The sequence below is a fragment of the Pseudotabrizicola sp. genome, from assembly GCF_030656345.1.
Lineage (GTDB): Bacteria > Pseudomonadota > Alphaproteobacteria > Rhodobacterales > Rhodobacteraceae > Pseudotabrizicola.
Map to the genome: position 1 here is coordinate 208,170 of NZ_JAUSNR010000006.1, position 23,043 is coordinate 231,212.

The following is a 23,043-nucleotide window of genomic DNA, read 5'->3' on the forward strand; positions in this document are numbered from 1 at the left end:
TTCCACCACACACCCATGACAACCCCAAACACCCCGGCCACCGACCGCACCGACGAACGCCTGACGCAGCTTGAGATCAAGCTCAGCTACACCGAAGACCTGCTGGACACCCTGAACCAGCTGGTGGCCACGCAGCAAGACCGGATTGACCTGCTGCTGCGCGAGGTGGGCCGCTTGCGCCAGCACGGTGGTGGCGAAAGCATGGCCGCGCCACGCAACCCGCGCGACGAACTGCCGCCGCACTATTGAACCCACATTGGCCCGGGGTGCGCGCAAACGACTGCACGCCCCTGCCCGTCTGGTTACAAGTGGGGTTTCTGAATCGTTTCTAATGATGCCTTGCCACCGGTTTCGCCCCGCTCGGCGAATTCGATGCTGGCCACACGGGCAGGCGGTCCCCCCCGCTGCCGCCCCGTGTGCACACCCCAACGCTGACGAGACGTTCAGGCTGAAGCACTGAATGAAAAAACAGCATTTGGTCGTGCCCAGCGGGCCCCCGGGCCCACCCTTTTTCAACCGCTTGATGGCCCCGTTTCGGAGCAAAGGAATGGTTTTGCGCAGCAACTTCAGCAGTTCCAGCCTGGTGCGCCTGCTCGGTGACGGCATGCCCGCGCCGGCCGATGCGCCCCGGCAGGACTTTGCCGAGCGGCTGGGCCAGTGGCTGAACGTGGCAGACGCCATTGCGCTGCACGCAGCCCACCAGTCGATCCAGGCGATGGCACCAGGCAGGCCGGTGCGCGCCCGGGCAGACCGAACAGACCGAACAGACCGCACAGACCGTGCAAGTGCCCTGAACGCCGAGTTTCAGCGCGTGCGCGCCACGCTGGCCCAAGCCATCCAGACCCCGCCCGAAACCGGCACGGCCCCCAAGCGGCACCGCCACGCGCTGCCCGCCAGCGTGCTGCCGGTGGACGCACAAGCCACACCCGCCGCACCAGACATCAGCTTTGCCCCGTTCCAACAGCGCTACCAGGAACACCAGCGGCGCATGGACATGAGCCTGGAAGCCCTGCGCGGCCATGTGCGCCAGACGCTGGCCAGCGCCACGCCAGCCCTGGCCCAACTGGCCGCACTGGACGCCGTGCTGGACCCTTTGCTGGGCGGGCGCGAACACAAAATGCTGGCCACCGTGCCCGCGTTTCTGGAACGCCGTTTCGACCAACTGCGCCAGCAGCACCCGGCCGATCCCGCTGCACCCGCGGCGGCGGCGGGCTGGCTGGCCTCTTTTGAACCGATCTTCCAGGCCACCTTGCTGGCCGAACTCGACGTGCGCCTGCAGCCCGTTCTGGGAATGATCGAAGCACTCAGCAACTCCGTGAATCCGTGAAGCAACAACAATGAGCAGAATCGTTTTGGCCGTGGCCTTTGTCCTGGGTCTGGTGGCCGTCCTCTGGGTGGGTGTGGGTTTTGTGGGCTCCAGCGCGCTGGCGCTGGCCATGAGTGTGGTGATTGGCGCGGTCTACGTTCTCGGCGCCATGGAAATCCGGCGCTTTCGCGCCGTCACCGCCTCGCTGCAAACGGCGCTGGCCCACATTCCGCAGCCGCTGGCGCAACTGGGCGACTGGCTCACGGGCCTGCACCCTTCGGTGCAAAACGCCGTGCGTGCGCGGGTGGAAGGCGAGCGTGTGGCCCTGCCCGGCCTGGCGCTCACGCCCTACCTGGTGGGTTTGCTGGTCATGCTGGGCATGCTGGGCACCTTTGTGGGCATGGTCGTCACCTTCAAAGGCGCTGTTTTTGCACTGGACGGCTCCACCGACCTGCAGGCCATCCGCTCGGCACTGGCCGCCCCCATCAAGGGGCTGGGTCTGGCCTTCGGCACTTCGGTGGCGGGTGTGGCCGCGTCGGCCATGCTGGGCCTCATGTCGGCCATCAGCCGGCGCGAGCGCCTCGGCGTGGTTCGCCTGCTGGACACACACATCGCCACCACCTTGCGGCCGTTTTCGCTGGCCCACCAGCGCCAGGAAAGCTTCAAGGCCCTGCAGTCGCAAGCCCAGGCGCTGCCCCAGGTGGTCCACCAGCTGCAGGCCCTGATGGCGCAGATCGAACAGCGCAGCGAGCAGCTGGACGCGCAGTTGCTCAGCCGCCAGGCGCAGTTTCACAGCGAGGTGTCGGTGGCCTACACCGGGCTGGCCAGCGCCGTGGCCACGTCGCTGCAAGACAGCCTGAGTGCCAGCGCCCGGGTGGCCGGCGAGAGCCTGAAACCGGTGGTCGAGTCCGCCATGGCCGCCATGGCCGAAGAGTCGGCCCGCCAGCACGGGCGCGTGAGCGACGCGGTGCAAACGCAGTTGAACGGCCTGGCCACCCAGTTTGGCGCCACCGCCGCCACCGTGGCCGACACCTGGACCAGCGCCCTGGCGCAGCACGCGCACACCAGCGAACAGCAGGTGAGCGGGCTCGACCGCGCGCTAACCGCCTTTACCCACACATTTGAAGAACGCGCCGCCGCCTTGCTGGCCAGCGTGCAGGCCAGCGCCGCCCAGTCGCTCGCCGGGCTGGCGCAGGCCGACCAGCACAAGCAGGCCGCCTGGACGCAGTCGCTGCAAGCGCTGGCTTCCACGCTGCAAGGCGAATGGCAGCAGGCCGGTGCGCAAACGCTGGCGCAGCAACAGGCTGTGTGCCAGGCGCTGGAACACACCGCCACCACGGTGAGCGAACGCGTCAGCCAGCAGGCCGGCCGCAGCCTGGACGACATGGCGCGCCTGCTGGCGCAGTCCGAAGAACTGGTGCGCGCCCGCACCGAGGCGGAAGCCCGCTGGGCGCAAGACCAGGGCCAGCGCATGGACGCACTGGCCACGCTGTGGCGCACCGAACTGGCCGCCCTGCGCAGCGACGAAAGCGCGCGCGGCCAGGCCGCTGTGGACCGCCTGGAAGCCCTGCAGACCACGCTGGCCGAACAGCTGGCGGCCTTGCGCACCGACGAATCCGAGCGCGGCCAGGCTGCGGTGGACCGGCTGCAAGCCCTGCAGACGGAGCTGAGCGCGCACATGAGCACCCTGCGCACCGAAGAAGCCGCCAGGGGCGAAGCCGCCGTGAGCCGGCTGGGCGAGCTGCAAGGCGCGCTGGCCAGCCACCTGGCCACGCTGGGTACCGCGCTGGAAACCCCCATGACCCGCCTGCTGGAAACCGCCTCAGAAGCGCCCCGCGCCGCCGCCGAGGTGATTGCCCAGCTGCGCCAGGAAATGGGCCACATCACCGAGCGCGACAACCTGGCCCTGCAAGAGCGCACCAGCCTGGTGGCCCAGCTCGACACGCTGCTGCACACCGTGCAGCAGGCCACCGGGGAGCAGCGCGCCGCCATCGAGTCGCTGGTGGCCTCGGCCGCCACGGTCATGGAACAGGCCAGTGGCCAGTTTGCCCAGACCCTGGGCGCGCAGGCCGGCCGGGTGGACGAGGTGGCCGCGCATGTGAACGCCAGCGCGGTCGAGCTGGCCAGCCTGGGCGAGTCGTTCGGCCACGGCGTGCAGCTGTTCAGCGCCAGCAACCAGCAGCTGATGGACAGCCTGCAGCGCATCGAGAGCGCGATTCAGCAGTCCATGGCGCGCAGCGACGACCAACTGGGCTACTACGTGGCGCAGGCGCGCGAGGTGATCGACCTCAGCATCAGCGCGCAGCAAGGCATTGTGGAAGACCTGCGCCGGCTGCACGGCGCGCCCGCCACCCAGCCGGTGGGAGCCCCGGGATGACCGAGCTGGACGACCGCAATGACCGCGACGGCGGCCTGGAGCAGAGCGCCCCGGTCTGGGCCGTGTTTGGCGACCTGATGTCGGGCCTGCTCGGCGCCTTTGTGCTGATTTTGGTGGGCGTGTTGGTGGTTCAGATGGACCTGATGAGCAACCTGGCGTCTGAAATTGCCAAGCGCGAGGCCGAAGAGCAGCGCCGCATGGCGCTGGAAAAAGCGCTGGCCATTCCGCTGCAAACGGGCCGCGTCACGCTGAACAACGGGCGCATCGGCATCAGTGGCAGCGTGCTGTTTCCGCTCAATTCCGACGAACTGCGCCCCGATGGCCGCCAACTGCTCAGGAGCCTGGTGCCACCGCTGCAGGTGTACCTGGGCGAGCGTGACGAAATGCTGATGGTGAGCGGCTTCACCGACGACCGCCCGATCCAGGACGGCAACCGGCGCTACGCGGACAACCTGGAACTGTCGGCCCAGCGCGCGCTCACCGTGACCCGCGCGCTGATGGACGAAGGCATGCCGCCCGCGCGCGTGTTTGCCGCCGCCTTCGGGGCCGAGCAGCCGGTGGCCTCCAACGCCGACGAACAGGGCCGCACCCAAAACCGCCGTGTGGAAATGGCCCCGGTGCCCAAAACTGCCCACCCGACCGCAGCCAAGCCATGACCGAGCCGCTGGCCGCGCTGGCCGACCTGCGCCACGCGGGCGCCCACCTGCTGGACCCGGTGCGCTTTCACTACCTGGAGGCGCTGGCCGCCCGCGTGCAAACGGCCGCGCCGGGCGTGCAAAGCGCGCTGGCCACCCGGCTGGGCGCCGCGCTGGCCGACTACCAGCAGCGCGCCACACAAGCCCGGCAGGCGCGCCAGGGCGCAGTAGACGCGCAGGCCGCGCAACAAACCCAGCGCAAGCTGGATCGGCGCCGGCTGGCAGCGGCCGGCGGCGCGGGCATGCCGGTAGCCAGTGCCCAGCCACCCGAATCGCCGCTGGCCGAGCTCACCCGTTACATCGAGCGCGTGCGGCAGTGGCCGGCCGACGACCCGCTGGAACACACCGCCCAGCCCCACCAGAACGCCCTGCCCGAGCTCAACAGCGTGCGCCGGTTTCGCGAGACCTGGTCGCGCATCTGTGCCGAAGACCAGGTGGACCTGGCGGTGGAGCGCGGCCCGGAAAACGCCGGACCGCTCAACTCGCACATGCTGGTGCTGCGCTCGTTGGCGCTCATGCGCGAGCTGTCGCCCCACTACCTGCGGCGCTTCATGGCGCATGCCGACGCCCTGCTGTGGATCGAGCAGGCCAGCGCCCGACTGAAGCCCCCCGCTAGCAAGCCCAAGGCGGTGCGCGCCGCCAAGGCCAAAAAGTAAGGGTGACGCTGCCCCGGCTAAAACCGCGTTTGTTGCCGCTCTTCGCGCTGCACCGGGCCAGCCTTCGCCAGCGCCATCCACACATGAAACGGCAGGCGCTCCAGCGCGCGGCGCGGTGCCTCGCGCACCACCGTCAGCGTCTCGGGCGTGGCCAGCATCACCCCGCATTCGGGTGGAATCTCCTCGGGCTCGCCAATCGGGCGGCCCCGCGCGTCGTGCCCCAGCACATACCAGCAGGCGCTGGCCAGCCCCAGGTAGGCGGCGCGCTTGGCGGGTTTTTTCAGGTCGCCCAGCAGGTCGGCGCGGTTCACTTTGATCTCGTGCACCACCGGCTCCAGGTAGGCGTCCACCGAGCTGTGGCGAATGGAAAACACGTCGGGGCAGGCCATGCACCAGGCGTGGTCGGGCTGGCCGGGCACGGTGTCAGTTCCATCATCAAACGCGCTCAACTGCACGGGCGGCTCAGCCACCACGGCCGGCACCACGCCATGGTCCAACGGCTCGCCCTGCAACAGCGTGCGCGGCAGCGGCACCCGCAGCGCCAGACCGCGCCAGGCCAGGCGCCCGGCGCGGCCCATGGCCACCGCCACCTGCTCGACCAGCGTTTCGTGCGGGGAGCGCGCCGCCTGGTTGCTGGCAAACACCCGCGCCAGCGTTTCAATGCCGGCGTCGGTCACCCGCAGCGTCTCGTGGCCCTGGTCCGACAAGCGCCGCTCCACCTGCCCAGCCGCCAGCAGATCCACCTCCAACAAGTCCTGGCAGGGCCAGCCGGCCGAGCGGTAAATGTCGCGCAGGCGCTGGTGGTGGCGGCGGGTCAGGGTGGGCACAAACGAACGCATTGCCTGACTATATAACCAGTACCATGCACCCACCCACACCGCCCCACCGTGAACGCCGCCCCACCCCGCCTGGAACCCGAAACTGCTGAAGACGCCCCGCTGGGCGTGGTGGCGGTGCGCGCGCTGTGCGACTTTGCAGCGCGCACGGGCGACCTGGACCTGCGCTTCACGCCCTCGCCCAGCGGCAGCGAAGGCGTGGCCGGGCACAGCGAAGTCACGTCGCGCCGGGGCGCGGGCTACCAGCGCGAGCTGCCCCTGAGTGTGGTTTGGGGCGGGCTGCGCGTGCAAGGCCGGGCCGATGGGTTTGACTCGGTGGCGAAGCGGCTGGAAGAAATCAAAACCCACCGCGGCGACCCGGCCCTGATCGGCGCCAACCAGCGCGCGCTGCACTGGGCGCAGGCCCGCGTGTACGGCCACCTGCTGTGCGAGCAGCTGGCGCTGGACGGGGTGGACCTGGCGCTCATTTACTTCAACATCGACACCGCGCACGAAACACCGCTGGTGCAGCGCCACAGCGCGCCCGAACTGCGCGCGTTTTTTGAAGCCTTGTGCACGCGCTACGCGGTGTGGGCGCGGGCCGAGCGCGCGCACCGCGTGGCGCGTGACGCAGCGCTGCGCAATCTGGTCTTTCCATTTGCCGCGTTTCGCACCGGGCAGCGCGCGTTGGCCGAGGCGGTGTACCGCACCCACAGCCACGGCCGGGTGTTGATGGCACAGGCCCCTACCGGCATTGGCAAAACCATGGCCACCTTGTTTGCCGCGCTCAAGGCCGCGCCCGGCAACGGCAAAGACCTGGGCACCGACAAACTTTTTTACCTCACCGCCAAAACCCCCGGCCGCCAACTGGCGCTGCACGCGCTGGACAAGCTCACCCAGGCCGACACGCCGCAAGCCATCCCGCTGCGGGTGCTGGAGCGCGTGGCCCGAGACAAAGCCTGCGAACACCCCGACAAAGCCTGCCACGGCGACAGCTGCCCGCTGGCCCAGGGCTTTTACGACCGCCTGCCCGCCGCCCGCCAGGCCGCCGCACAAGGCCGCTGGCTCAGCAAAACCACGCTGCGGCAAATGGCGCGGGAACACAGCGTGTGTCCCTATTACCTGGGGCAGGAAATGCTGCGCTGGGCCGACGTGGCCGTGGGCGACTTCAACCACTACTTTGACCACGGCGCCGCCTGGCACGCGCTGACCGAGGCCAACGGCTGGCGCGTGGGCCTGCTGGTGGACGAAGCGCACAACCTGATCGAGCGCGCCCGGCTCATGCACAGCGCCACACTGGCGCCCGCCGCTTTCCAGGCCCTGCGCCAAGCCGCCCCTGCCGCGCTGAAAAAGCCGCTGGACAAGCTGCAACGCCGCTGGGCCGCCCTGGCCAAAACGCAGACGCAGGACCTCGAGGTGCTGCCCGAGCTGCCGGGTGAATTCATCACCACGCTGCAGCAACTGTGCAGCGACATCGGCGACCACTTTGCGCAGCACCCGCAAGACGCGCTGGACGGCCCGCTGCAGCGCTGGTGGTTTGACGCGCTGCACGTGCTGCGCGTGGCCGAGCAGTTTGGCGAGCATTCGCTGTGCGACCTCACGCGCGACGGCACCGGGCGGGTGAAGCACCCGGCGCTGGCCATCCGCAACGTGGTGCCCGGCCCGCTGCTGGCGCCACGCTGGGCCGCAGCCCACAGCGCCACGCTGTTTTCAGCCACGCTCGCGCCCATGGACTTTGTGGCCCACCTGCTGGGTCTGCCGCCCGACACGCTGCGGGTCGATGTGCCGTCGCCCTTTGCGCCCGCGCAGCTGGCGGTGCGCGTGGCGCCCCACATTTCCACCCGCTGGAGCGACCGCCAGGCCTCGCTCACGCCCATGGTCGAGCTGATGGCGGCGCAATACGCCGCCGAGCCCGGCAACTACCTGGCGTTTTTCAGCAGCTTTGACTACCTGCAGCAAGCGCTGGACCGGCTGCAACACCACCACCCCGCCCTGCCCGTGTGGGCGCAGGCGCGCGGCATGAGCGAGCCCGAGCGCGATGCCTTTGTGGCCCGTTTCACCGAGGGCGGCCAGGGCATCGGCTTTGCGGTGCTGGGCGGCGCGTTTGGTGAAGGCATTGACCTGCCGGGCCGCCGCCTCATTGGCGCCTTCATTGCCACGCTCGGCCTGCCACAGGTGAACCCGGTGAACGAGCAGATGCGCGCGCGCCTGCAAGCCCTGTTTGGCCGGGGTTACGACTACACCTACCTTTACCCCGGCCTGCACAAGGTGGTGCAGGCGGCCGGCCGGGTGATCCGCACCGAGCGCGACCACGGCACCGTGTGGCTGCTGGACGACCGCTTTGCGCGGCTGGAAGTGCAGCGCCTGCTGCCGGCCTGGTGGCACGCCCCGCGCATGGCCCAAGACCCGCCTGGCCTATAGTGCCGCATGGGCTGTGCTCGGTGGGTTGTCCACCGTTCTGTACCCCCACGCCGAACCAGCTCCCAGGCCGCGTGCCTTTTTTGCCAGCCCCCATGCCAGACATCCCACCCGACCCGACCCAGCCTCCTCGCCACGACCGGCCCGAAGGCGGCATCCAGCTGCACGCCGAGCCGGGCCACCTGATCCGCCGCGCCCACCAGCTCGCCGTAGCCACCTTTCACGACACCCACGGCCGCCAGATCACACCGGTGCAATACGCCCTGCTGCGTGCGCTGCAAGAAGAGCCCGGCCTGGACCAGGTGACGCTGGCGCAGCGGGTGGCGCTGGACACATCCACCACCGCCGACATCGCCACCCGCCTGGAGAGCAAGGGCTGGATCGTGCGCGAGCTGCTGGCCCGGCGCCAGCGCAGCCTGCGCCTCACGCCCGAAGGCGAAGCCATGCTTTGCGACATGTTGCCCCGCGTGGCGCCCATGTACCAGCAACTGCTGCAGCCACTTTCGCCCGTCGAGCAGGCCGAGTTTTTGCGTTTGCTGCGCAAGTTTGTGCACCTGAACGAAGCCGCAGCACCGCCGCAAACCACGGGAAAACCCGAGGTTTGAACCCCTGTCATGGGCGCCGCACATTCTATAAAATACGCTTCATTCAGCATACTGAATGAAGAACCCCCACAGGAGGCACCGCATGTTCCCCAAAAACACCTGGTACGTGGCCTGCACGGCCGAAGACATTGACGCCAAGCCCCTGGGCCGCAAAATCTGCAACGAGCGCATCGTGTTTTACCGGGCGCAGGCCGGCAAAGTGGCCGCCGTGCAAGACTTCTGCCCCCACCGCGGTGCCCCGCTCTCGCTGGGCTACGTGTGCGAAGGCAAGCTGGTGTGCGGCTACCACGGCTTGGAAATGGGCTGCGACGGCAAAACCATCGCCATGCCCGGCCAGCGCGTGGGCGGTTTCCCGGCCATCCGCAGCTTCCCCGTAGAAGAGCGCTACGGCTTTATCTGGGTCTGGCCCGGCGAGAAAGACAAGGCCGACCCGGCCCTCATTCCCCACATGGAGTGGTACGAAAACCCCGAGTGGGCCTACGGCGGCGGGCTCTACCACGTCAAGGCCGACTACCGCCTCATGGTGGACAACCTGATGGATCTGACGCACGAAACCTATGTGCATGCCACCAGCATTGGTCAAAAAGAGATTGACGAGTCGCCCTGCAAAACCACCACCGACGGCGACACCGTGGTCACCAGCCGTTTTATGGAAAACATCTCGGCCCCGCCGTTTTGGAAAGCCGCCCTGCGCGCCAACCACCTGGCCGACGACGTGCCGGTGGACCGCTGGCAAATCTGCCGCTTCACACCACCCAGCCACGTCATGATTGAGGTGGGCGTGGCCCACGCCGGCCACGGCGGTGTGAACGCACCGGCCGAACACAAGGTGTATGCCGTGGTGGTCGACTTCATCACCCCCGAAACCGACACCTCCATGCACTACTTCTGGGGCATGGCGCGCAAGTTCAACCCGCAAGACAAAGCCCTCACCGCGCAAATCCGGGAAGGCCAGGGCAAGATCTTTTCAGAAGACCTGGAAATGCTGGAACGCCAGCAGCAAAACCTGAGCGAATTCCCCGACCGCGCCCTGCTCAAGCTCAACATCGACGCTGGCGGCGTGCAGTCACGTCGGGTGATTGAGCGGCTGGTGGCCACCGAACAAGGCACCGCCCCATGAGCCAGCCCAATCCCACCCTGGCCGTGCGCGTGGCGCGCAAGCGCACCGAAGCGCAAGACATTTGCAGCCTGCAACTGGTGGCCGCCAACGGCACCACCCTGCCCGCCTTCACCGCCGGTGCCCACCTCGACGTGCACCTGCCCGGCGGTCTGGTGCGCCAATATTCCCTGTGCAACCCGCCCAGCGACGCTGGCCACTACGAAATCAGCGTGCTGCGCGACGCCCAGTCGCGCGGCGGCTCGGTGGCCGTGCACGACGCCGTGACCGAAGGCAGCGTGCTGCACATCAGCCCGCCCAAAAACCACTTTCCCCTGGCCACAAACGCCGCCCACCACCTGCTGCTGGGCGGCGGCATCGGCATCACACCGCTGCTGGCCATGGCCGAACACCTGGCCAGCCAGGGCGAAAGCTTTGAGCTGCACCACTGCACCCGCTCGCGCGAGCGCACGCCCTTCACCGAACGCCTGGCCGCATCCCCCTATGCGCGCCACGTGCACCACCACGTTGACGACGGGCAAGCCACCCAAAAGCTGGACATCGCCGCCACGTTGAAAAAAGCCGGCACTGGCACGCACCTGTATGTGTGCGGCCCGCAAGGCTTCATGGACGCCGTGCTGTGCACCGCCCGCGCCCAGGGCTGGCCAGAGGAGCGCCTGCACCACGAATATTTCAGCGCCGCCCCGGCAGACACCACAGGCGACGGCAGCTTCGAGATGGAAGTGGCCAGCACCGGCCAGGTGATCACCGTCGCCCCCGCTCAAACGGCCCTGCAAGCACTGCTGGCCGCAGGCTTTGACATTCCCATGTCCTGCGAACAAGGCGTGTGCGGAACCTGCCTGACCGGCGTGAAGGCCGGCACCCCCGAACACCGCGACCACTACCTGACGCCGGAAGAACAAGCAGGGAATGACCAGTTTCTGCCCTGCTGCTCGCGCGCCCGGGGTGGACGTTTGGTGTTGGATTTGTAGGGCGGGAAAACACCGGCCGGCGCCCGACCAGCGCCAGGGTCGGCCGTTTTGAACGGCTCCGCAACGGCCGTACCGTGCATCGGCGTGAGGTACCGCGTGTTCTGTCCCCCGCGGTGCGGGCGGCCCAGCGCCGAGAGCCGCAGCGGGCGGCTCGTGATGGCCTCCCTGCTGCCGCTGGATGGCCCGCCCTTCCGTACCAGCCCCACCAGTTGCACACCCGCGCACAGGCCCGCGCCGGCGTCTGGCGGTGGTTGAGGTCCTGCGTGGTGAAGCCGCTCATCCCCCACGGGCTCGTCAATCCGTCCAACCCGCCAACGCTGTCGTCCTGGCGGCCAGCCCGGTCGCGGCAGAGCGGACAGGTCGCCGCCAACAGGTACTCCCACAGCGCCCCTCTGCGCCAGCAAATCGCCCTCGGCAGCGGCGTTCCGCTGGTGTAAGGTGACAACGCCCGCCAGGCAGAAACCACCATGAACAAGCACCCAGCCAGCCGCCTTTTTTTCATCGTGCATGTCTCCACAAGGGTGTGCAGGCAACTCAGCGGCGCCGCCATGCCGCCGCATCGGGACGGCAGCCCCGCCGGCAGGGGCATCCCGCTGTGGCCCTGGCTCGCCGGCCTGGCGCTGGCCAGCGCAGCGCAGGCCACACCGGTGCTACCGCCGCTGACGCTGGATAGCGGCGCCCTCAACCCGGCCTGGCGCGTGGTGGGGTTTCCCAAGCAGCACGCCGACATTCCGCTCACCCGTTTCGAAGCCGCCACGGTGGACGGCGAGCGCGCCGTGCAGGTGCTGACCGCCTCGTCGTATGGCACGCTGGTGCACGACACTCCAAACAGGTCACCCGGCCGCCTGCAATGGCGCTGGCGGCTGGATCAGCCGCTCTCGGGTGGCCAGGCCGCACCCGACCTCACCACCCAGGCTGGCGACGACGCCGCGCTCAAGGTTTGCGCCCTGTTCGACCACCCGCTGGAGCGCGTGCCCTTTGTCGAACGCACGGTACTGCGCATCGCCCGCAGCGTGAGCGGCGAAGCCCTGCCCGCCGCCACCGTGTGCTACGTGTGGGACAGCGCCCATGCTGCCGGTCGGCAGGGCGCCAACCCCTACACGCGGCGCGTGCGCTACATCAGTCTGCGCGGCAGCGAAACGCCGGCCCGCCAGTGGGCAGCCGAGGCGCGCGACCTGGCACAAGACTTCAGCACCCTCTTTGCCGATGAATTGCCCGCCGGCGCCGCCGTGCCGCGCCTGCGCAGCGTGCTGATCGGCGCCGACAGCGACAACACCGCCAGCCGCAGCACCGGCTGGGTGACCGATCTGCGCTGACGCGCGGGGACGCCAGGCCTGCCCCGTAAGATCGGTGCCCATGCACCACAGCATCCAGCAACTGCCGCCCGGTCCAGACCAGGGCGCCGCCGGGCACAGCACCCCGCCCACCAAAGAAGCCAGGGTCCGTCGCTGGAATAAGCCGGTCGACCGCACCTTCATGACCAGGCACACGCAGCGGGCCTGAGCAGCATGCCATTCCCATCCAACGACCGCCGCGCCTTGGGCGTGTTTCTGGTTTTCCTGCGCCTGGGCCTCACGTCGTTCGGCGGGCCGGTGGCACACCTTGGCTATTTCCGCACCGAATTCGTCGAACGCCGCCGCTGGCTCAGCGACGCGGCGTACGCCGACCTCGTGGCCCTGTGCCAGTTCCTGCCCGGCCCAGCCAGCAGCCAGGCGGGCCTGGCGCTGGGCCTGATGCGCGCCGGCTATCCCGGCGCTCTCGCCGCATGGGCCGGCTTTACCCTGCCCTCGGCCCTCGTGCTTATCGGGCTGGCGCTCGGTATTGCTCAGGCCGGTGACGCCTTATCAACCGGTTTGCTGCAGGGTCTGAAAGTGGTGGCAGTGGCGGTGGTTGCGCAGGCCGCCTGGGCCATGGCGCGCAGCCTCTGCCCGGACACCCCACGCCGCGCGCTGATGCTGGGCACCGCCGCGCTGCTGATCGCCTGGCCCAGCAGCGTGGCCCAACTGCTGGCCATCGTCCTGGCCGCGCTGGTGGGCCTGGCGTGGCTGCGGCCAGCGGCCGAAGCGCCGCACGAACCGCTGGCCGTGCCGGTCAGCCGCCGCGCGGGGGCCGCGTGGCTGGCGCTGTTCTTCGCCCTGCTGCTCGGTCTGCCCCTGCTGCTGTCGGCCTTTACATCGCAGGCCCTCGCCGTGGTGGACGCTTTCTACCGCGCCGGTGCCCTGGTCTTCGGCGGCGGCCATGTGGTGCTGCCGCTGCTGCAAGCCAGCGTGGTGCCCACCGGCTGGGTGAGCGACGAAGCCTTCCTCGCCGGCTACGGCGCCGCCCAGGCCGTGCCCGGCCCGCTGTTCACTTTCGCCGCCTTCCTCGGCGCGAGCATGCAGGGCGCGCCCACCGGCTGGGCCGGCGGCTTGCTCGCCCTGGCGGCCATCTTCACCCCCGCCTTCCTGCTCATCGCCGGCGCGCTGCCGTTCTGGGAAAGTCTCAGGGCCCAGCCGCGCGTGCGGGCCGCCCTCATGGGCATCAACGCCGCCGTCGTCGGCCTGCTGCTCGCGGCGCTGTGGAACCCGGTCATCACCAGCGGGATTCGGAGTGTGGGCGATGCGCTGCTGGCCGGTATGGCGCTGGTGGCGCTGATGCAATGGAAGTGGCCGCCCTGGGTGGTGGTGGCGGGGTGTGCGGGGTTGGGGTGGATGATGGGGACCGTTGGAGTCTGATTTGCTGATGAATCTCACAATCATCGGCCAAGCTTGAGATTTTTAGCAGCAATCCAAGCCGATTACACAAAAATTCGGACACGCCCCCAGCAGATCGGGCACCTGGCCGAGGCGCTGGAGCTGATCGTGAAGAAGATGCAGCTGCTGGAGAGCCCCGAGCTGTCGCAGCAAGCGAAGGACGTGCTGCAGGTTTTCCTGGGCGACGTGTCGGCCATCCGGCAGATCAAGGCGTCGCTGCCGGACGCCCGACCTGCCCGGCCCCGTTCAGTACTTGGCCGGCGCGGTGGCCTTGGCCGCAGCATCGAAACCACCCTGGGCCTTCCACTGTTCCATGCCGCCCTGCAAGCTGCGCAGATTGTCCCTGCCCGCCACGCGCAGTGCGAAACCGGCCTGGGCCGAGAATGAACCGGTGTTGCGCTTGGCCAGCACCTGGCGCCAGTCCAGGTTGATGGCGCCGGGAATGTGGCCCTTGGCAAACTGACCGGCATCGCGGGCGCCAATGACGGTCATCTTTTTCCACGCGTCGGCCGGAATTTGCTCGGCAAAAATCACGCCGCCGCCGTGGTCGACGCATTCGAACTGGCGGCATAGGGGCCTGCCTGTCGGCATGGACGGCAGGCGCCAGCAACAGGCTGGCGGCGGTGAAGGCCGCGAGCGCCACCGCGTGCGGGTCGGTGTGGCCGCCACAGCGCGGGAACGGCGTGCACCATCACGTGCGGATCTGCGGCTCGTGGGCCATCCCCCAGGTTCCGATGGCGTTCATGGCCCAGCCCCAGCTTTCCAGCGGCCGGTTCGCGACCTGCCATTCGCTCACGCCGTCGGACACACCGGCTATGCCGCCCAGCCCACGCGGGCCAGCACCCAGACCATGGCACCGTAAGCCGCCGCCGTGGCCACCGACGCCAGCGCCAGACTCGGCCAGAACGACCAGCCGGCACGCAGCAGCAGCGGCAAGACGAGGAACAGGACCAGCGAAGGCAGCACGAGCCAGAAGATGTTCAGCGACAGGGATGCGATCTGCCCGGCGTCACCGGTGTCCAGCTGCAGCCAGACGAAGGCCAGCAGCGAGGTGACCGGCAGCGAAGCCAACGCCGCAGCCCAGAAGGCGCTGCGCTTGGCGATTTCGGCAATGGCGACGATCAGCAGTGCCGAGATCGCGACTTTCGCGGTGTATTGCCACATGGTTGAAAGGCCTTCCGTCTGAGTCCAGCAGATGAGATGCCGCTTGCCACCCCGGCGCTCAGGCCGGCGCCGGACAAGCCAGCAGGTCGGCCAGGTGCAGCAGGTCGCGCGCATGGTGCGTATTGGCCGGGTCGGGTGACAGCTCCCGGGGCTGCGACGCGCCGAATTCCAGCGGCCGCTCGATGTAGGCCGTGGCCAGCCCGCAGGCGCGGGCGGCGTCCAGGTCATCCTGGTGGGCAGCCACCAGGATGACCTCGGCCGGAGCTGCATCAAAGACACCGGCCACACCCAGGTAGGTGCGCGGGTCGGGCTTGTAGGCACGAAACACCTCGGCCGAGAGAATGCAATCCCACGGCAGGCCGGCGCGCTTGGCCATGTCGGTCAGCAGGCCGATGTTGCCGTTGGACAGCGTGCAGACGATGTGCCGCGTTTTCAGGCGGGTGAGGCCGGCCACCGCATCGGGCCAGGGGTCGAGCCGGTGCCACACGCGATTGAGGTGCCGGCGCTGGTGCTCGTCCAGATGGCCCAGCCCAAAGCGCGGCAGCAACCCGTTGAGGATCAGGCGGTGCAGCTCGTCGATGCGTGTCCAGCCCAGTTCGCCCGACATCACACGGGCCATGGCGGGCCTGTAGCCGGCGCGCCAGGCCAGCGCGAAGGCATTCGCATCCACCTGCGGATACAACGCCGACACCTCGCGCACGATGCTGCCGTGCCAGTCCACCACGGTGCCGAAGATGTCGAAAGCAAGGACACGCACGCGGTTCATGGCCATACCTTCACACAGGAGCTGCGGCGCGCGCTTGCGTGGGAACGGCCCGGTCGGGGTCCGCGTGTCGCACCGGCGCGATCCACCAGAGGCTGCTCGAAATCGTTCCCGCCGCGCACGCCGGTCCTGAGCGAAAACGCCTGCAGGCAACCCGGGCACGGCCTTGTGTCGGCCCGCATGCTGCGGTTGCCCGACCGGCAGAGCACCACGATCCCGCACTCGTGGCGACCCGACAACCTGGGGACGGTGTCCCCGCAATCCCCGTCGCAGGCCGCTTCCAGCCCACCGCACGGCACGCTGTTCGAACCGGCGATGTGAGGTGCATCAGACTGGTGCGGCTCGCGAATGCCCAGCAGCAGCGGTGGCCGGTGCTGCTGCAGCCGGTCGGCCAGCTCCCAAAGCAAGATTTCCCTCACCTCCGCCAGGTCTTCGGCGATCTGGTCGGCACAGTGCTTCATGGACAAGCCCCCTCTGGTTGCAGCCGCTCGGGCTGTGACTGCCCGGGCCGCGGCACACCTCAACCGCGCTTGCTGCCCACCAGCAGCAAGGCGCCGCCCACCACAATGGCCCCAATGCCCGCCCAAAGGGGAATGTTGACCGTCTTCTTCTCCTGAACCGTGAGCTCCAGGGGTCCGAGCTTCACCGCCGTGGAGTCCTTGGTGTAGCTGAAACCCCCGTAAGCCAGCGCCAGCACCCCAGCGGCAATAAAAAGCAGCGCAACGAGCTTGATCGAATTCATGGGTGTTTCTCCTGCGGTGCCACCAGACCCCGGCACCGGCGGTGACGGGTGGGCAGCATACGACGCATTGAAGCACAGGAGCCCCCCTGTATTCCAGCGCCTTCCGTTCGCAGCGCTGATCCGGGTGGTCAGTTTGTCCCGGCGCCCGGGCGCACGACGCCACCCTCCGGCCAGGAGCATCCCCGCATGAGGACGCAGGCGCCGTCGCGGGGCACTCACCATGTCTGTGGCCGGCTGTGCCACCCGATTGCACGGCAAATACACAACATCACAGCCTCGTAGGGCGCAGGCCATGGAAGGTTTCAACCGAGTCGATGGCTTGGGGGCACACCTGCGCAGCGCATGAACGTTGGGCTGCGGGGTGTCGGGCGTCTGCCCGGGTGGCGTGCCGCCGCTGCCGGCACTCACCGCAACGCCTTCAACAAGGCCAGCAAGGCGTCCCGTTCGGCCTCCGGTTCGAACAGCGGCGCTCTGGCCGAGCTTTGCGCGTGCAGCACGGCGAGCAGGCCACCGTCGGGTCTTGTCTGACCGGCGCGACAGGCGCGCAACAGGGCCACCAGGGCAGCGGCGTCACCGAACGGAAAGTAGCCACAGTGACCGCTGCCGAGCATGCCCACGTTGCCGGGCACACGCGAGGCCAGTACCGGCGTGCCACCCAACACCGCTTCCATGATGACGTGGGCACCCCCTTCCATGCGGCTGGGGTGCACCAGCAGATGGGCACGCTGGATGCGCCCGCGTGTGGCGGCGTGCGGCTGCCCGCCGAGCCAGCGGTAATGCAGGCAGTCGCGCTGGGTCTGGCGCGCGGCGTCACCCAGGGCCGGGTCCAGCGCCTGGCCGACGTGGTCCAGGTAAATGCCCTCGCCGGGCTGGATCAGGCGCGCGGCCTCAAACAGGGTTTGCGGCGATTTTTCTTCACGCAGGTGGCCCACCATCACCGTGCGCAGGTGGGCGTGGGTTTTGGGCAGTGTATGGCGCGCGGTGCTGGACTGAAACACCACCTGGCACTTGTTGCGCAGCGCTTCGGGCAGCGCTTGCGGCCCCTGCTCTTGCAGCACGACAAGGCGGTGCGCCAGCGCCAGCGACTGCTGGGCGCTGGCATCGGTGGCAATGTCGCGGTAAAGGTCGGTGCCGGTGAGCGCCAGCACCAGCGGTCTGCCCGGGTGGGCCTGTGCCCAGGCGGCCACCGAAGCGGCCGAGCGGCGTGCGTGCAGTGCCAGCAGAATGTCCGTACCGTCATCGACCGTGGGGCCATCAGGCCATTGTTTGGCCAAGCGCACCCGATGGTGGCCCGCCAGCCAACGCGCCCACCGGCGGGCGGTCTGCCAGTTGCCGTTGTTGCCGTCGGCAAGGGACGGCGTGACGATACAAAGCGAAGGTTTTTTCATGGGTGCAGCAGTGTCAGACATTGTGGCTGAGCGCAGCCTGCCCGTCGAACAAGCCCGCTGTGCCTGCACGGTGGTGCGGGCCGACGCACGGGCACACACGCCGGCGCAGCTGGACGCCTGCGAGGCCGCGCTGGGCGCTGGCCAAACCCTGAGCAGCCCATCGGTGGCGGGTGGCGGCAAAGCCAGCCCGGCAGAAAAGTCCAGGGCCAGGCCCAGCATGGGCGGGCCGGTGTGGCACTGCTGCAACGGGTTCATGGCGCCGCGCAGGTCGTCCACCGAAATGTCCACTGCCTCACCAGCGGCCGGCCGCAACACCGCAAACAGGCTGGGCGCCTGGGCGCAGCTGCCCGCGCCCAGATCCATCAGCACCGCGCCGGCTGGCAGCTGTCGCGCACAGCGGCGTTCTTGGTCTGGTGCAACTGCACAAAAGAGGGGGCAACGGATGGATGGTGCATGGGTGCAGGGTCGGGTTGCGTGGGCGCAGAGCGCTGTTGGCGTGACAACCCAGCGCGGCATCGGAACGCTGGCGAATGGGCTGGGCTTTTCGTGCCGGGGCATGTCCCCAAGGCCCCTCAAGACCACAGCGTGGCTGGGGCGCGGTTTAATACATGCCCCTTATCCCTATTTATCGGATACCCATGCAAGCCACCTTCTCCCACACCAAACGCGCACTCTTGACCTGCGCCGTGCTCGCCGCAGGCACCGCCTTCACCGGCCTGGCCCAGGCGCAAAGCGTCTTCCGCGTCACCACCATTCCCGAAGAAGCGGCCACCGAGCAGGTGCGCAAGTTCACCCCGCTGGCCAACTACCTGGAAAAGGCGCTGGGCATGAAGGTCGAATTCACCCCGGTGAGCGACTACCCTGCCGCCGTGGAAACGCTGGTGAACAAAAAGGTGGACCTGGTGTGGTTTGGCGGCTTCACCTTTGTGCAGGCCAACCTGCGCTCGGGCGGCAAGATCGTGCCGCTGGCCCAACGCGAAGAAGACACCAGGTTCCAGTCGGTGTTCATCGCCAAGACGGACTCGGGCATCAAAACCCTGGCCGACATGAAAGGCAAGCAGATCAGCTTTGGCTCACAAAGCAGCACCTCAGGCCACCTCATGCCCCGCAGCTACCTGCTGGAAGCCAACATCAACCCCGAAAAAGACTTCCGCCGCATCGCCTACAGCGGCGCGCACGACGCGACCATTGCCTCGGTGGTGAGCGGCAAGGTGGACGCTGCTGCGCTGGACATCACGGTGTGGCGCAAGTTTGTGAACGAGAAGCGGGTGGACACCCAGGCGGTGAACGTGTTCTTCACCACACCGGGTTACTTCAATTACAACTGGTCGGTGCACGCCGACATGCCCGCCGACATGCAGGCCAAGGTGAAAGCCGCCCTGCTGGCGCTGGACCCGGCCAACCCCGAGCACGCCGAAATTCTGCGGCTCAACCGCGCCACCCGCTACATCGCCACCCAGCCGTCGAACTACAAAGGTCTGGAAGCCGCGGCCCGCAGCGCCGGCCTGCTGTAAACGGTCGCGGAGCCCGGTTTGAAGATTGAACTGCTGGGCGCCAGCGCGCGCCACCCTGCCGCACGCCCAGGTGCTGCGCCCGCGCTGAAGGCCCTGAGCCTTCAATTCCGCGCTGGCGAACAGGCGGCCATCATCGGCCCGTCGGGCGCTGGGAAAACCACGCTGCTGCAGGTGCTGGCCTGCGCCATGCCGCCCACGGCAGGCACGCTCACGCTGGACGGCGTAAACCCCTGGCAACTGCCGCGCAGCGCTTTGCAGCGCCTACGCGGCGGGCTGTTTCTGGCGCCGCAGGTGCCGCCGCTGCCGCCGCGCCAGCGTGTGGTCACGGCAGTGCTGGCCGGGCGCTTGCCGGCCATGGGTTTGCTGGCCAGCCTGCGCTCGCTGTTTTACCCCAGCGACATACCCGCCGCTTTTGACGCGCTGGACCGGTTTGACCTGGCCAACAAACTGTTTGAGCGGGTTGACCGCCTCTCAGGCGGCGAACGCCAGCGCGTGGGCCTGGCGCGGGCGCTGCTCGCACCGGCCCGGCTGTGGCTGATTGACGAGCCGTTGTCGGCCCTCGACCCCACCCGCTCACGTCAAGCCATGGCCACCTTGCTGGCGGGCGCACGCGAACGCGGCACCACCCTGGTGGCCACCCTGCACCAGGTGGACGTGGCGCTGGCGCACTTCCCGCGCATCATTGGCTTGCGCGACGGTGCCCTGGCCTTTGACCTGCCGGCCGCCGAAGTCACGCGCGACCGCCTGGCCCGGCTGTACGACCAGTTTGAACACGAGTTGCGGGGTGAAATGAGCGCCGCCGTTCCCGACGAAGCCCCCACACCACAACCCGTGGTGATGCACTGCCGTTGATGGACCAAGCCCTGCGTCGTGCCCCCACCCGCGACCCCGCCTGGCTGGGCCGCGTGTTTTGGCTAAGCCTGTGCCTGGTGCTGTTGTGGCCGCTGGGCGTGGCCACCGAGTTCAAGCCGTGGGTGCTGCTGGAGCCTGACAACATCAAGATCAGCGCGCAGTTCATTGGCAGTTTCTGGCCGCTGGTTTTTGATGCCGAATTCATGACCATGGTGGCGCGCGAAACCTGGCGCACCGTGGCCATGGCCACCGCAGGCGTCACGCTGGCGCTGGTGCTGGCGGTGCCGCTCACGCTGCTCAACACGCGGGTGCTGTCCATCTCGGCGCTCTCTGGCCGCATGGCGCGCGGGCCTTACGGGCTGCGCCAAAGCGTGCGCTGGCTGCTCATTGTGTTGCGCAGCATCCCCGAGCTGGTGTGGGCGCTGGTGTTTGTGCGGGTGGTGGGCCTGGGGCCCACGGCCGGTGTGCTCGCCATTGCCCTCACCTACGGCGGCATGCTGGGCAAGGTGTATGGCGAGATTCTGGAAAGCGGCGAAACCCACGCCACCGAAACGCTGCTGCGCAACGGCAGCGGGCGCCTGCAGGCGTTTTTTTACGGCCTGCTGCCCACCAGCGCCGCCGAGCTCACCAGCTACACCGTGTACCGCTGGGAATGCGCCATCCGCAGTTCGGTGGTGCTGGGTTTTGTGGGCGCGGGTGGCCTGGGGCAGCAACTGGACAACTCCATGAAAATGTTTGAAGGCGGCGAAGTGGCCAGCATGCTGCTGGTGTTCATCGCGCTGGTGGCGCTGGCCGACCGGGTGAGCGCGTGGCTCAGGAAAGCACTCGGATGACCCAAGCCCGCACACAACCCCGTGCCGCCAACGACACCTACAAACTGCCACCGCCGCTGTTTGACGCGCGCTGCAAGGCCTGCTGGTTTGTGGTGGGCCTGCTGGTGTTGGTGGTGGCCAGCTTCTGGTCGCTGGACCTGCAGTGGGGCCAGTTCTTTTCGGTGGAAGCCGCGCGAAGCATGGGCCGCTTTCTGGCGGAGTTTGCCCCGCCCGACACCTCGCCCGAGTTTCTCAGCAAGGTGGCACTGGGGGCCTGGGAAACACTGGCCATGTCGGCCCTGGGTACGCTGCTGGCTGCCGTGGCCGGGCTGGCACTGGCGCTGCCGGCCAGCCGTCTGCACCAGGACGACACCGCCTGGGGCCGCGCGCCCACCCGCCTGGTGCTCAACGCGCTGCGCAGCATCCCTGAGCTGGTGTGGGCGGCGCTGCTGCTCATTTCCGCCGGGCTGGGCCCTTTTGCCGGCACGCTGGCGCTCGCCTTTCACACCACCGGCGTGCTGGGGCGGCTGTTTGCCGAAGCCATTGAAAACACACCGCCCGGCCCCGGCGCCGCCCTGCGGGTGCAAGGCGTGGGCAATTTCCGGGTGTTCGTTTACGCCACCTTGCCGCAGGTGCTGCCGCAGTTGATGAGCTACACCCTGTACCGCTGGGAAAACAACATCCGCGCCGCCGCCGTGCTGGGTGTGGTGGGCGCGGGCGGGCTGGGCCAGTTGCTGGCGTTTCACATGGGCCTGTTTCAGATGAACAAAACCGCCACCATTTTGGCCGCCATGCTGCTCATGGTGGCGGTGGTGGACGCCGCCAGCCACACGTCGCGCCGCCTGCTCACGCGCTGACAGGTCCTGCCTCAGCGGCTGGGCACCAGGCGAAGCAGTTGGCCATTGCGCTCATCCGTCAGCAGGTAGATGAAACCATCCGGCCCTTCACGTACGTCGCGCACGCGACGGCCCAGGTCGGGCAGCAGCTTGTCCTCCTTCACCACGCGGGCGCCGTCCAGTTCCAGGCGGGCCAGGTAGCGAAACTTGAGCGCCCCCACCAGCAAACTGCCCTGCCAGGCTTTGCCATAGCGTTCGCTGGTCACAAACGCCATGCCCGCAGGCGCGATGGACGGTGTCCATTGGTGAACCGGCTGTTCCATGCCGGTCTTTTCCGTGAGGCCCTGGCCAATGGTGCCGCCGCCGTAGTTTTCACCGTAGGTGATCACAGGCCAGCCGTAGTTTTTCCCCGACTCGGGACGGTTGATTTCGTCGCCGCCCTGTGGCCCGTGCTCGCTGATCCACAGGCGGCCGTCAGGGCCCAGCGCGGCGCCTTGCGGGTTGCGGTGGCCCAGGCTCCAGATTTCCGGCAGAGCGCCGGGTCGGTTGCGAAACGGGTTGTCGGGATGCGCACTGCCATCGGGCCGCACACGTACCACCTTGCCATGGTGGTTGTCCAGCGTCTGGGCGTCGTTCATGCGCTGGTAGCGGTCACCCAGGGTCAGAAACAGGCTGCCGTCTGCCGCTTGCACCATGCGGCAGCCAAAATGCAGCCGGCTGCTGACCTTGGGCTGCTGGCTGAAGATGACTTTCACGTTTTCCAGCCGGGTGGCATCGGCAGACAGGCGGGCTGAGGCCAGCGCCGTGGAGTTGCCGCTGCCTTGTGCCGCCGGTTCGCTGTAACAAAAGTACAGCGTGCGGTTGCGGGCAAAGTCGCGGTCGGTGATCAGGTCCAGCAGGCCGCCCTGCCCCACCGCGTCCACAGCGGGCAGGCCTGCCACGGGCTCACCCAGCGTGCCGTTGGGCGCCACCACGCGCAGGCGACCGGGCCGCTCGGTCACCAGCATGCGGCCGTCGCCCACAAAGGCCACCGCCCAGGGGTTTTGCAGGCCGCTGGCCACCACCTCGGTGGTGACGCGCGCGGACTGGGCCTGCGCGGTGCCCCAGGACAGCAAGCCCGCCAATACGACGGCACCAACAAGTACCGGCCCTTGATGGGATGGTGGCTGCGCCGGTGACCGGGCAGCGACAGGCAAGTTCGGCATGGGTTTCTCCTTGGGTTGCACCTGAGCAGCTTACCGCTGGATGCGCCAGTGCGCACCAGGTTCCCGGGCGCCCCG

General features: G+C 68.3%; 23 protein-coding genes. 15 read left to right on the top strand and 8 right to left on the bottom strand.

The genetic code is table 11. The annotated features are described in order from the left end of the window. Positions 1-15 precede the first annotated feature (15 nt). The 5 genes from Q7J44_RS02955 (at position 16) to Q7J44_RS02975 (ending at position 5,034) form a co-directional block, all read left to right on the top strand. The gene (locus Q7J44_RS02955; RefSeq protein ID WP_304876820.1) at positions 16-249 is read left to right on the top strand and encodes a SlyX family protein; all 234 of its coding nucleotides are present in this window, start codon (positions 16-18) and stop codon (positions 247-249) included. Positions 250-547: 298 nt separating this feature from the next. Beyond that, positions 548-1,327: a DUF3348 family protein gene (locus tag Q7J44_RS02960; protein ID WP_304876822.1), complete on the top strand. Its 780-nt coding sequence runs from the start codon at positions 548-550 to the stop codon at positions 1,325-1,327. Between the two features lie 10 nt (positions 1,328-1,337). Continuing rightward, the gene (locus tag Q7J44_RS02965) at positions 1,338-3,683 is read left to right on the top strand and encodes a DUF802 domain-containing protein (RefSeq protein WP_304876823.1); all 2,346 of its coding nucleotides are present in this window, start codon (positions 1,338-1,340) and stop codon (positions 3,681-3,683) included. Continuing rightward, positions 3,680-4,339 (top strand): OmpA family protein, encoded by a 660-nt coding sequence (locus tag Q7J44_RS02970; protein ID WP_304876825.1) that lies wholly within the window; start codon positions 3,680-3,682, stop codon positions 4,337-4,339. Before Q7J44_RS02965 ends, Q7J44_RS02970 begins: the two co-directional genes overlap by 4 nt. Continuing rightward, entirely contained in the window at positions 4,336-5,034 is a 699-nt protein-coding gene (locus Q7J44_RS02975; RefSeq protein ID WP_304876827.1) for a DUF2894 domain-containing protein, read from the top strand. The genes Q7J44_RS02970 and Q7J44_RS02975 overlap by 4 nt, the downstream gene beginning before the upstream one ends. A gap of 17 nt (positions 5,035-5,051) precedes the next feature. Here Q7J44_RS02975 and Q7J44_RS02980 read toward each other — a convergent pair whose 3' ends face one another. Further along, complete coding sequence (locus tag Q7J44_RS02980) at positions 5,052-5,873, bottom strand: hypothetical protein (protein WP_304876829.1); 822 nt, start codon at positions 5,871-5,873, stop codon at positions 5,052-5,054. A gap of 105 nt (positions 5,874-5,978) precedes the next feature. On the opposite strand from Q7J44_RS02980, the gene Q7J44_RS02985 reads away from it, so the two are divergent. The 6 genes from Q7J44_RS02985 (at position 5,979) to chrA (ending at position 13,674) form a co-directional block, all read left to right on the top strand. Next, positions 5,979-8,270: an ATP-dependent DNA helicase gene (locus Q7J44_RS02985; RefSeq protein WP_304876831.1), complete on the top strand. Its 2,292-nt coding sequence runs from the start codon at positions 5,979-5,981 to the stop codon at positions 8,268-8,270. Positions 8,271-8,362: 92 nt separating this feature from the next. After that, positions 8,363-8,872, top strand: coding sequence for a MarR family winged helix-turn-helix transcriptional regulator (locus Q7J44_RS02990; protein WP_304876833.1), 510 nt, complete (start codon positions 8,363-8,365; stop codon positions 8,870-8,872). 82 nt (positions 8,873-8,954) lie between these two features. Continuing rightward, the gene (locus tag Q7J44_RS02995; RefSeq protein WP_304876835.1) at positions 8,955-9,992 is read left to right on the top strand and encodes an aromatic ring-hydroxylating dioxygenase subunit alpha; all 1,038 of its coding nucleotides are present in this window, start codon (positions 8,955-8,957) and stop codon (positions 9,990-9,992) included. After that, positions 9,989-10,960, top strand: a complete 972-nt coding sequence (locus tag Q7J44_RS03000) for a PDR/VanB family oxidoreductase (protein WP_304876837.1) — start codon at positions 9,989-9,991, stop codon at positions 10,958-10,960. The genes Q7J44_RS02995 and Q7J44_RS03000 overlap by 4 nt, the downstream gene beginning before the upstream one ends. A 467-nt stretch (positions 10,961-11,427) precedes the next feature. Beyond that, positions 11,428-12,276: a DUF3047 domain-containing protein gene (locus Q7J44_RS03005; protein ID WP_304876839.1), complete on the top strand. Its 849-nt coding sequence runs from the start codon at positions 11,428-11,430 to the stop codon at positions 12,274-12,276. A 192-nt stretch (positions 12,277-12,468) separates the two neighbouring features. Beyond that, entirely contained in the window at positions 12,469-13,674 is a 1,206-nt protein-coding gene (gene chrA, locus Q7J44_RS03010; protein WP_304876841.1) for a chromate efflux transporter, read from the top strand. Between the two features lie 264 nt (positions 13,675-13,938). Here the strand turns inward: chrA and Q7J44_RS03015 are convergent, their stop codons facing one another. From Q7J44_RS03015 to senB, 6 genes are all read right to left on the bottom strand, one after another. Then, complete coding sequence (locus Q7J44_RS03015) at positions 13,939-14,226, bottom strand: rhodanese-like domain-containing protein (RefSeq protein ID WP_304876843.1); 288 nt, start codon at positions 14,224-14,226, stop codon at positions 13,939-13,941. Between the two features lie 279 nt (positions 14,227-14,505). Then, on the bottom strand, positions 14,506-14,856 hold the full coding sequence (locus Q7J44_RS03020) for a DUF3147 family protein (protein WP_304876845.1): 351 nt from the start codon (positions 14,854-14,856) through the stop codon (positions 14,506-14,508). A 58-nt stretch (positions 14,857-14,914) separates the two neighbouring features. Further along, on the bottom strand, positions 14,915-15,622 hold the full coding sequence (locus Q7J44_RS03025; protein WP_304876847.1) for a haloacid dehalogenase type II: 708 nt from the start codon (positions 15,620-15,622) through the stop codon (positions 14,915-14,917). Further along, positions 15,619-16,080: a rhodanese-like domain-containing protein gene (locus tag Q7J44_RS03030; protein WP_304876849.1), complete on the bottom strand. Its 462-nt coding sequence runs from the start codon at positions 16,078-16,080 to the stop codon at positions 15,619-15,621. Before Q7J44_RS03030 ends, Q7J44_RS03025 begins: the two co-directional genes overlap by 4 nt. Before the next feature lie 59 nt (positions 16,081-16,139). After that, positions 16,140-16,361: a hypothetical protein gene (locus Q7J44_RS03035; RefSeq protein ID WP_304876851.1), complete on the bottom strand. Its 222-nt coding sequence runs from the start codon at positions 16,359-16,361 to the stop codon at positions 16,140-16,142. Positions 16,362-16,765: 404 nt separating this feature from the next. Continuing rightward, positions 16,766-18,112, bottom strand: a complete 1,347-nt coding sequence (gene senB, locus Q7J44_RS03040; RefSeq protein WP_304876853.1) for a selenoneine biosynthesis selenosugar synthase SenB — start codon at positions 18,110-18,112, stop codon at positions 16,766-16,768. Positions 18,113-18,387: 275 nt separating this feature from the next. On the opposite strand from senB, the gene Q7J44_RS03045 reads away from it, so the two are divergent. Genes Q7J44_RS03045 through phnE form a run of 4 tightly spaced genes read left to right on the top strand, consistent with a single transcriptional unit; the run spans position 18,388 to position 21,784 of the window. Continuing rightward, complete coding sequence (locus tag Q7J44_RS03045; RefSeq protein ID WP_304876855.1) at positions 18,388-19,263, top strand: putative selenate ABC transporter substrate-binding protein; 876 nt, start codon at positions 18,388-18,390, stop codon at positions 19,261-19,263. An 18-nt stretch (positions 19,264-19,281) separates the two neighbouring features. After that, positions 19,282-20,115: a phosphonate ABC transporter ATP-binding protein gene (locus tag Q7J44_RS03050; protein WP_304876856.1), complete on the top strand. Its 834-nt coding sequence runs from the start codon at positions 19,282-19,284 to the stop codon at positions 20,113-20,115. Further along, entirely contained in the window at positions 20,115-20,948 is an 834-nt protein-coding gene (locus Q7J44_RS03055; RefSeq protein WP_304876857.1) for an ABC transporter permease, read from the top strand. The genes Q7J44_RS03050 and Q7J44_RS03055 overlap by 1 nt, the downstream gene beginning before the upstream one ends. Then, the gene (gene phnE / locus Q7J44_RS03060) at positions 20,945-21,784 is read left to right on the top strand and encodes a phosphonate ABC transporter, permease protein PhnE (RefSeq protein WP_304876858.1); all 840 of its coding nucleotides are present in this window, start codon (positions 20,945-20,947) and stop codon (positions 21,782-21,784) included. The genes Q7J44_RS03055 and phnE overlap by 4 nt, the downstream gene beginning before the upstream one ends. Positions 21,785-21,795: 11 nt before the next feature. On the opposite strand, the gene Q7J44_RS03065 is transcribed toward phnE, so the two are convergent. Continuing rightward, entirely contained in the window at positions 21,796-22,887 is a 1,092-nt protein-coding gene (locus Q7J44_RS03065) for a PQQ-dependent sugar dehydrogenase (protein WP_304876860.1), read from the bottom strand. Between the last annotated feature and the right edge of the window lie 156 nt (positions 22,888-23,043).

Coding starts and splice junctions, on each gene's coding strand:
- Q7J44_RS03025 (WP_304876847.1), bottom strand. CDS start 15,622: ATGAACCGCGTGCGTGTCCTTGCTTTCGACATCTTCGGCACCGTGGTG.
- Q7J44_RS03030 (WP_304876849.1), bottom strand. CDS start 16,080: ATGAAGCACTGTGCCGACCAGATCGCCGAAGACCTGGCGGAGGTGAGG.
- Q7J44_RS02960 (WP_304876822.1), top strand. CDS start 548: ATGGTTTTGCGCAGCAACTTCAGCAGTTCCAGCCTGGTGCGCCTGCTC.
- Q7J44_RS02965 (WP_304876823.1), top strand. CDS start 1,338: ATGAGCAGAATCGTTTTGGCCGTGGCCTTTGTCCTGGGTCTGGTGGCC.
- Q7J44_RS02980 (WP_304876829.1), bottom strand. CDS start 5,873: ATGCGTTCGTTTGTGCCCACCCTGACCCGCCGCCACCACCAGCGCCTG.
- chrA (WP_304876841.1), top strand. CDS start 12,469: ATGCCATTCCCATCCAACGACCGCCGCGCCTTGGGCGTGTTTCTGGTT.
- Q7J44_RS02955 (WP_304876820.1), top strand. CDS start 16: ATGACAACCCCAAACACCCCGGCCACCGACCGCACCGACGAACGCCTG.
- phnE (WP_304876858.1), top strand. CDS start 20,945: ATGACCCAAGCCCGCACACAACCCCGTGCCGCCAACGACACCTACAAA.
- Q7J44_RS03005 (WP_304876839.1), top strand. CDS start 11,428: ATGAACAAGCACCCAGCCAGCCGCCTTTTTTTCATCGTGCATGTCTCC.
- Q7J44_RS02975 (WP_304876827.1), top strand. CDS start 4,336: ATGACCGAGCCGCTGGCCGCGCTGGCCGACCTGCGCCACGCGGGCGCC.
- senB (WP_304876853.1), bottom strand. CDS start 18,112: ATGGATCTGGGCGCGGGCAGCTGCGCCCAGGCGCCCAGCCTGTTTGCG.
- Q7J44_RS03035 (WP_304876851.1), bottom strand. CDS start 16,361: ATGAATTCGATCAAGCTCGTTGCGCTGCTTTTTATTGCCGCTGGGGTG.
- Q7J44_RS02970 (WP_304876825.1), top strand. CDS start 3,680: ATGACCGAGCTGGACGACCGCAATGACCGCGACGGCGGCCTGGAGCAG.
- Q7J44_RS03045 (WP_304876855.1), top strand. CDS start 18,388: ATGCAAGCCACCTTCTCCCACACCAAACGCGCACTCTTGACCTGCGCC.
- Q7J44_RS03000 (WP_304876837.1), top strand. CDS start 9,989: ATGAGCCAGCCCAATCCCACCCTGGCCGTGCGCGTGGCGCGCAAGCGC.
- Q7J44_RS02995 (WP_304876835.1), top strand. CDS start 8,955: ATGTTCCCCAAAAACACCTGGTACGTGGCCTGCACGGCCGAAGACATT.
- Q7J44_RS03055 (WP_304876857.1), top strand. CDS start 20,115: ATGGACCAAGCCCTGCGTCGTGCCCCCACCCGCGACCCCGCCTGGCTG.
- Q7J44_RS02990 (WP_304876833.1), top strand. CDS start 8,363: ATGCCAGACATCCCACCCGACCCGACCCAGCCTCCTCGCCACGACCGG.
- Q7J44_RS03020 (WP_304876845.1), bottom strand. CDS start 14,856: ATGTGGCAATACACCGCGAAAGTCGCGATCTCGGCACTGCTGATCGTC.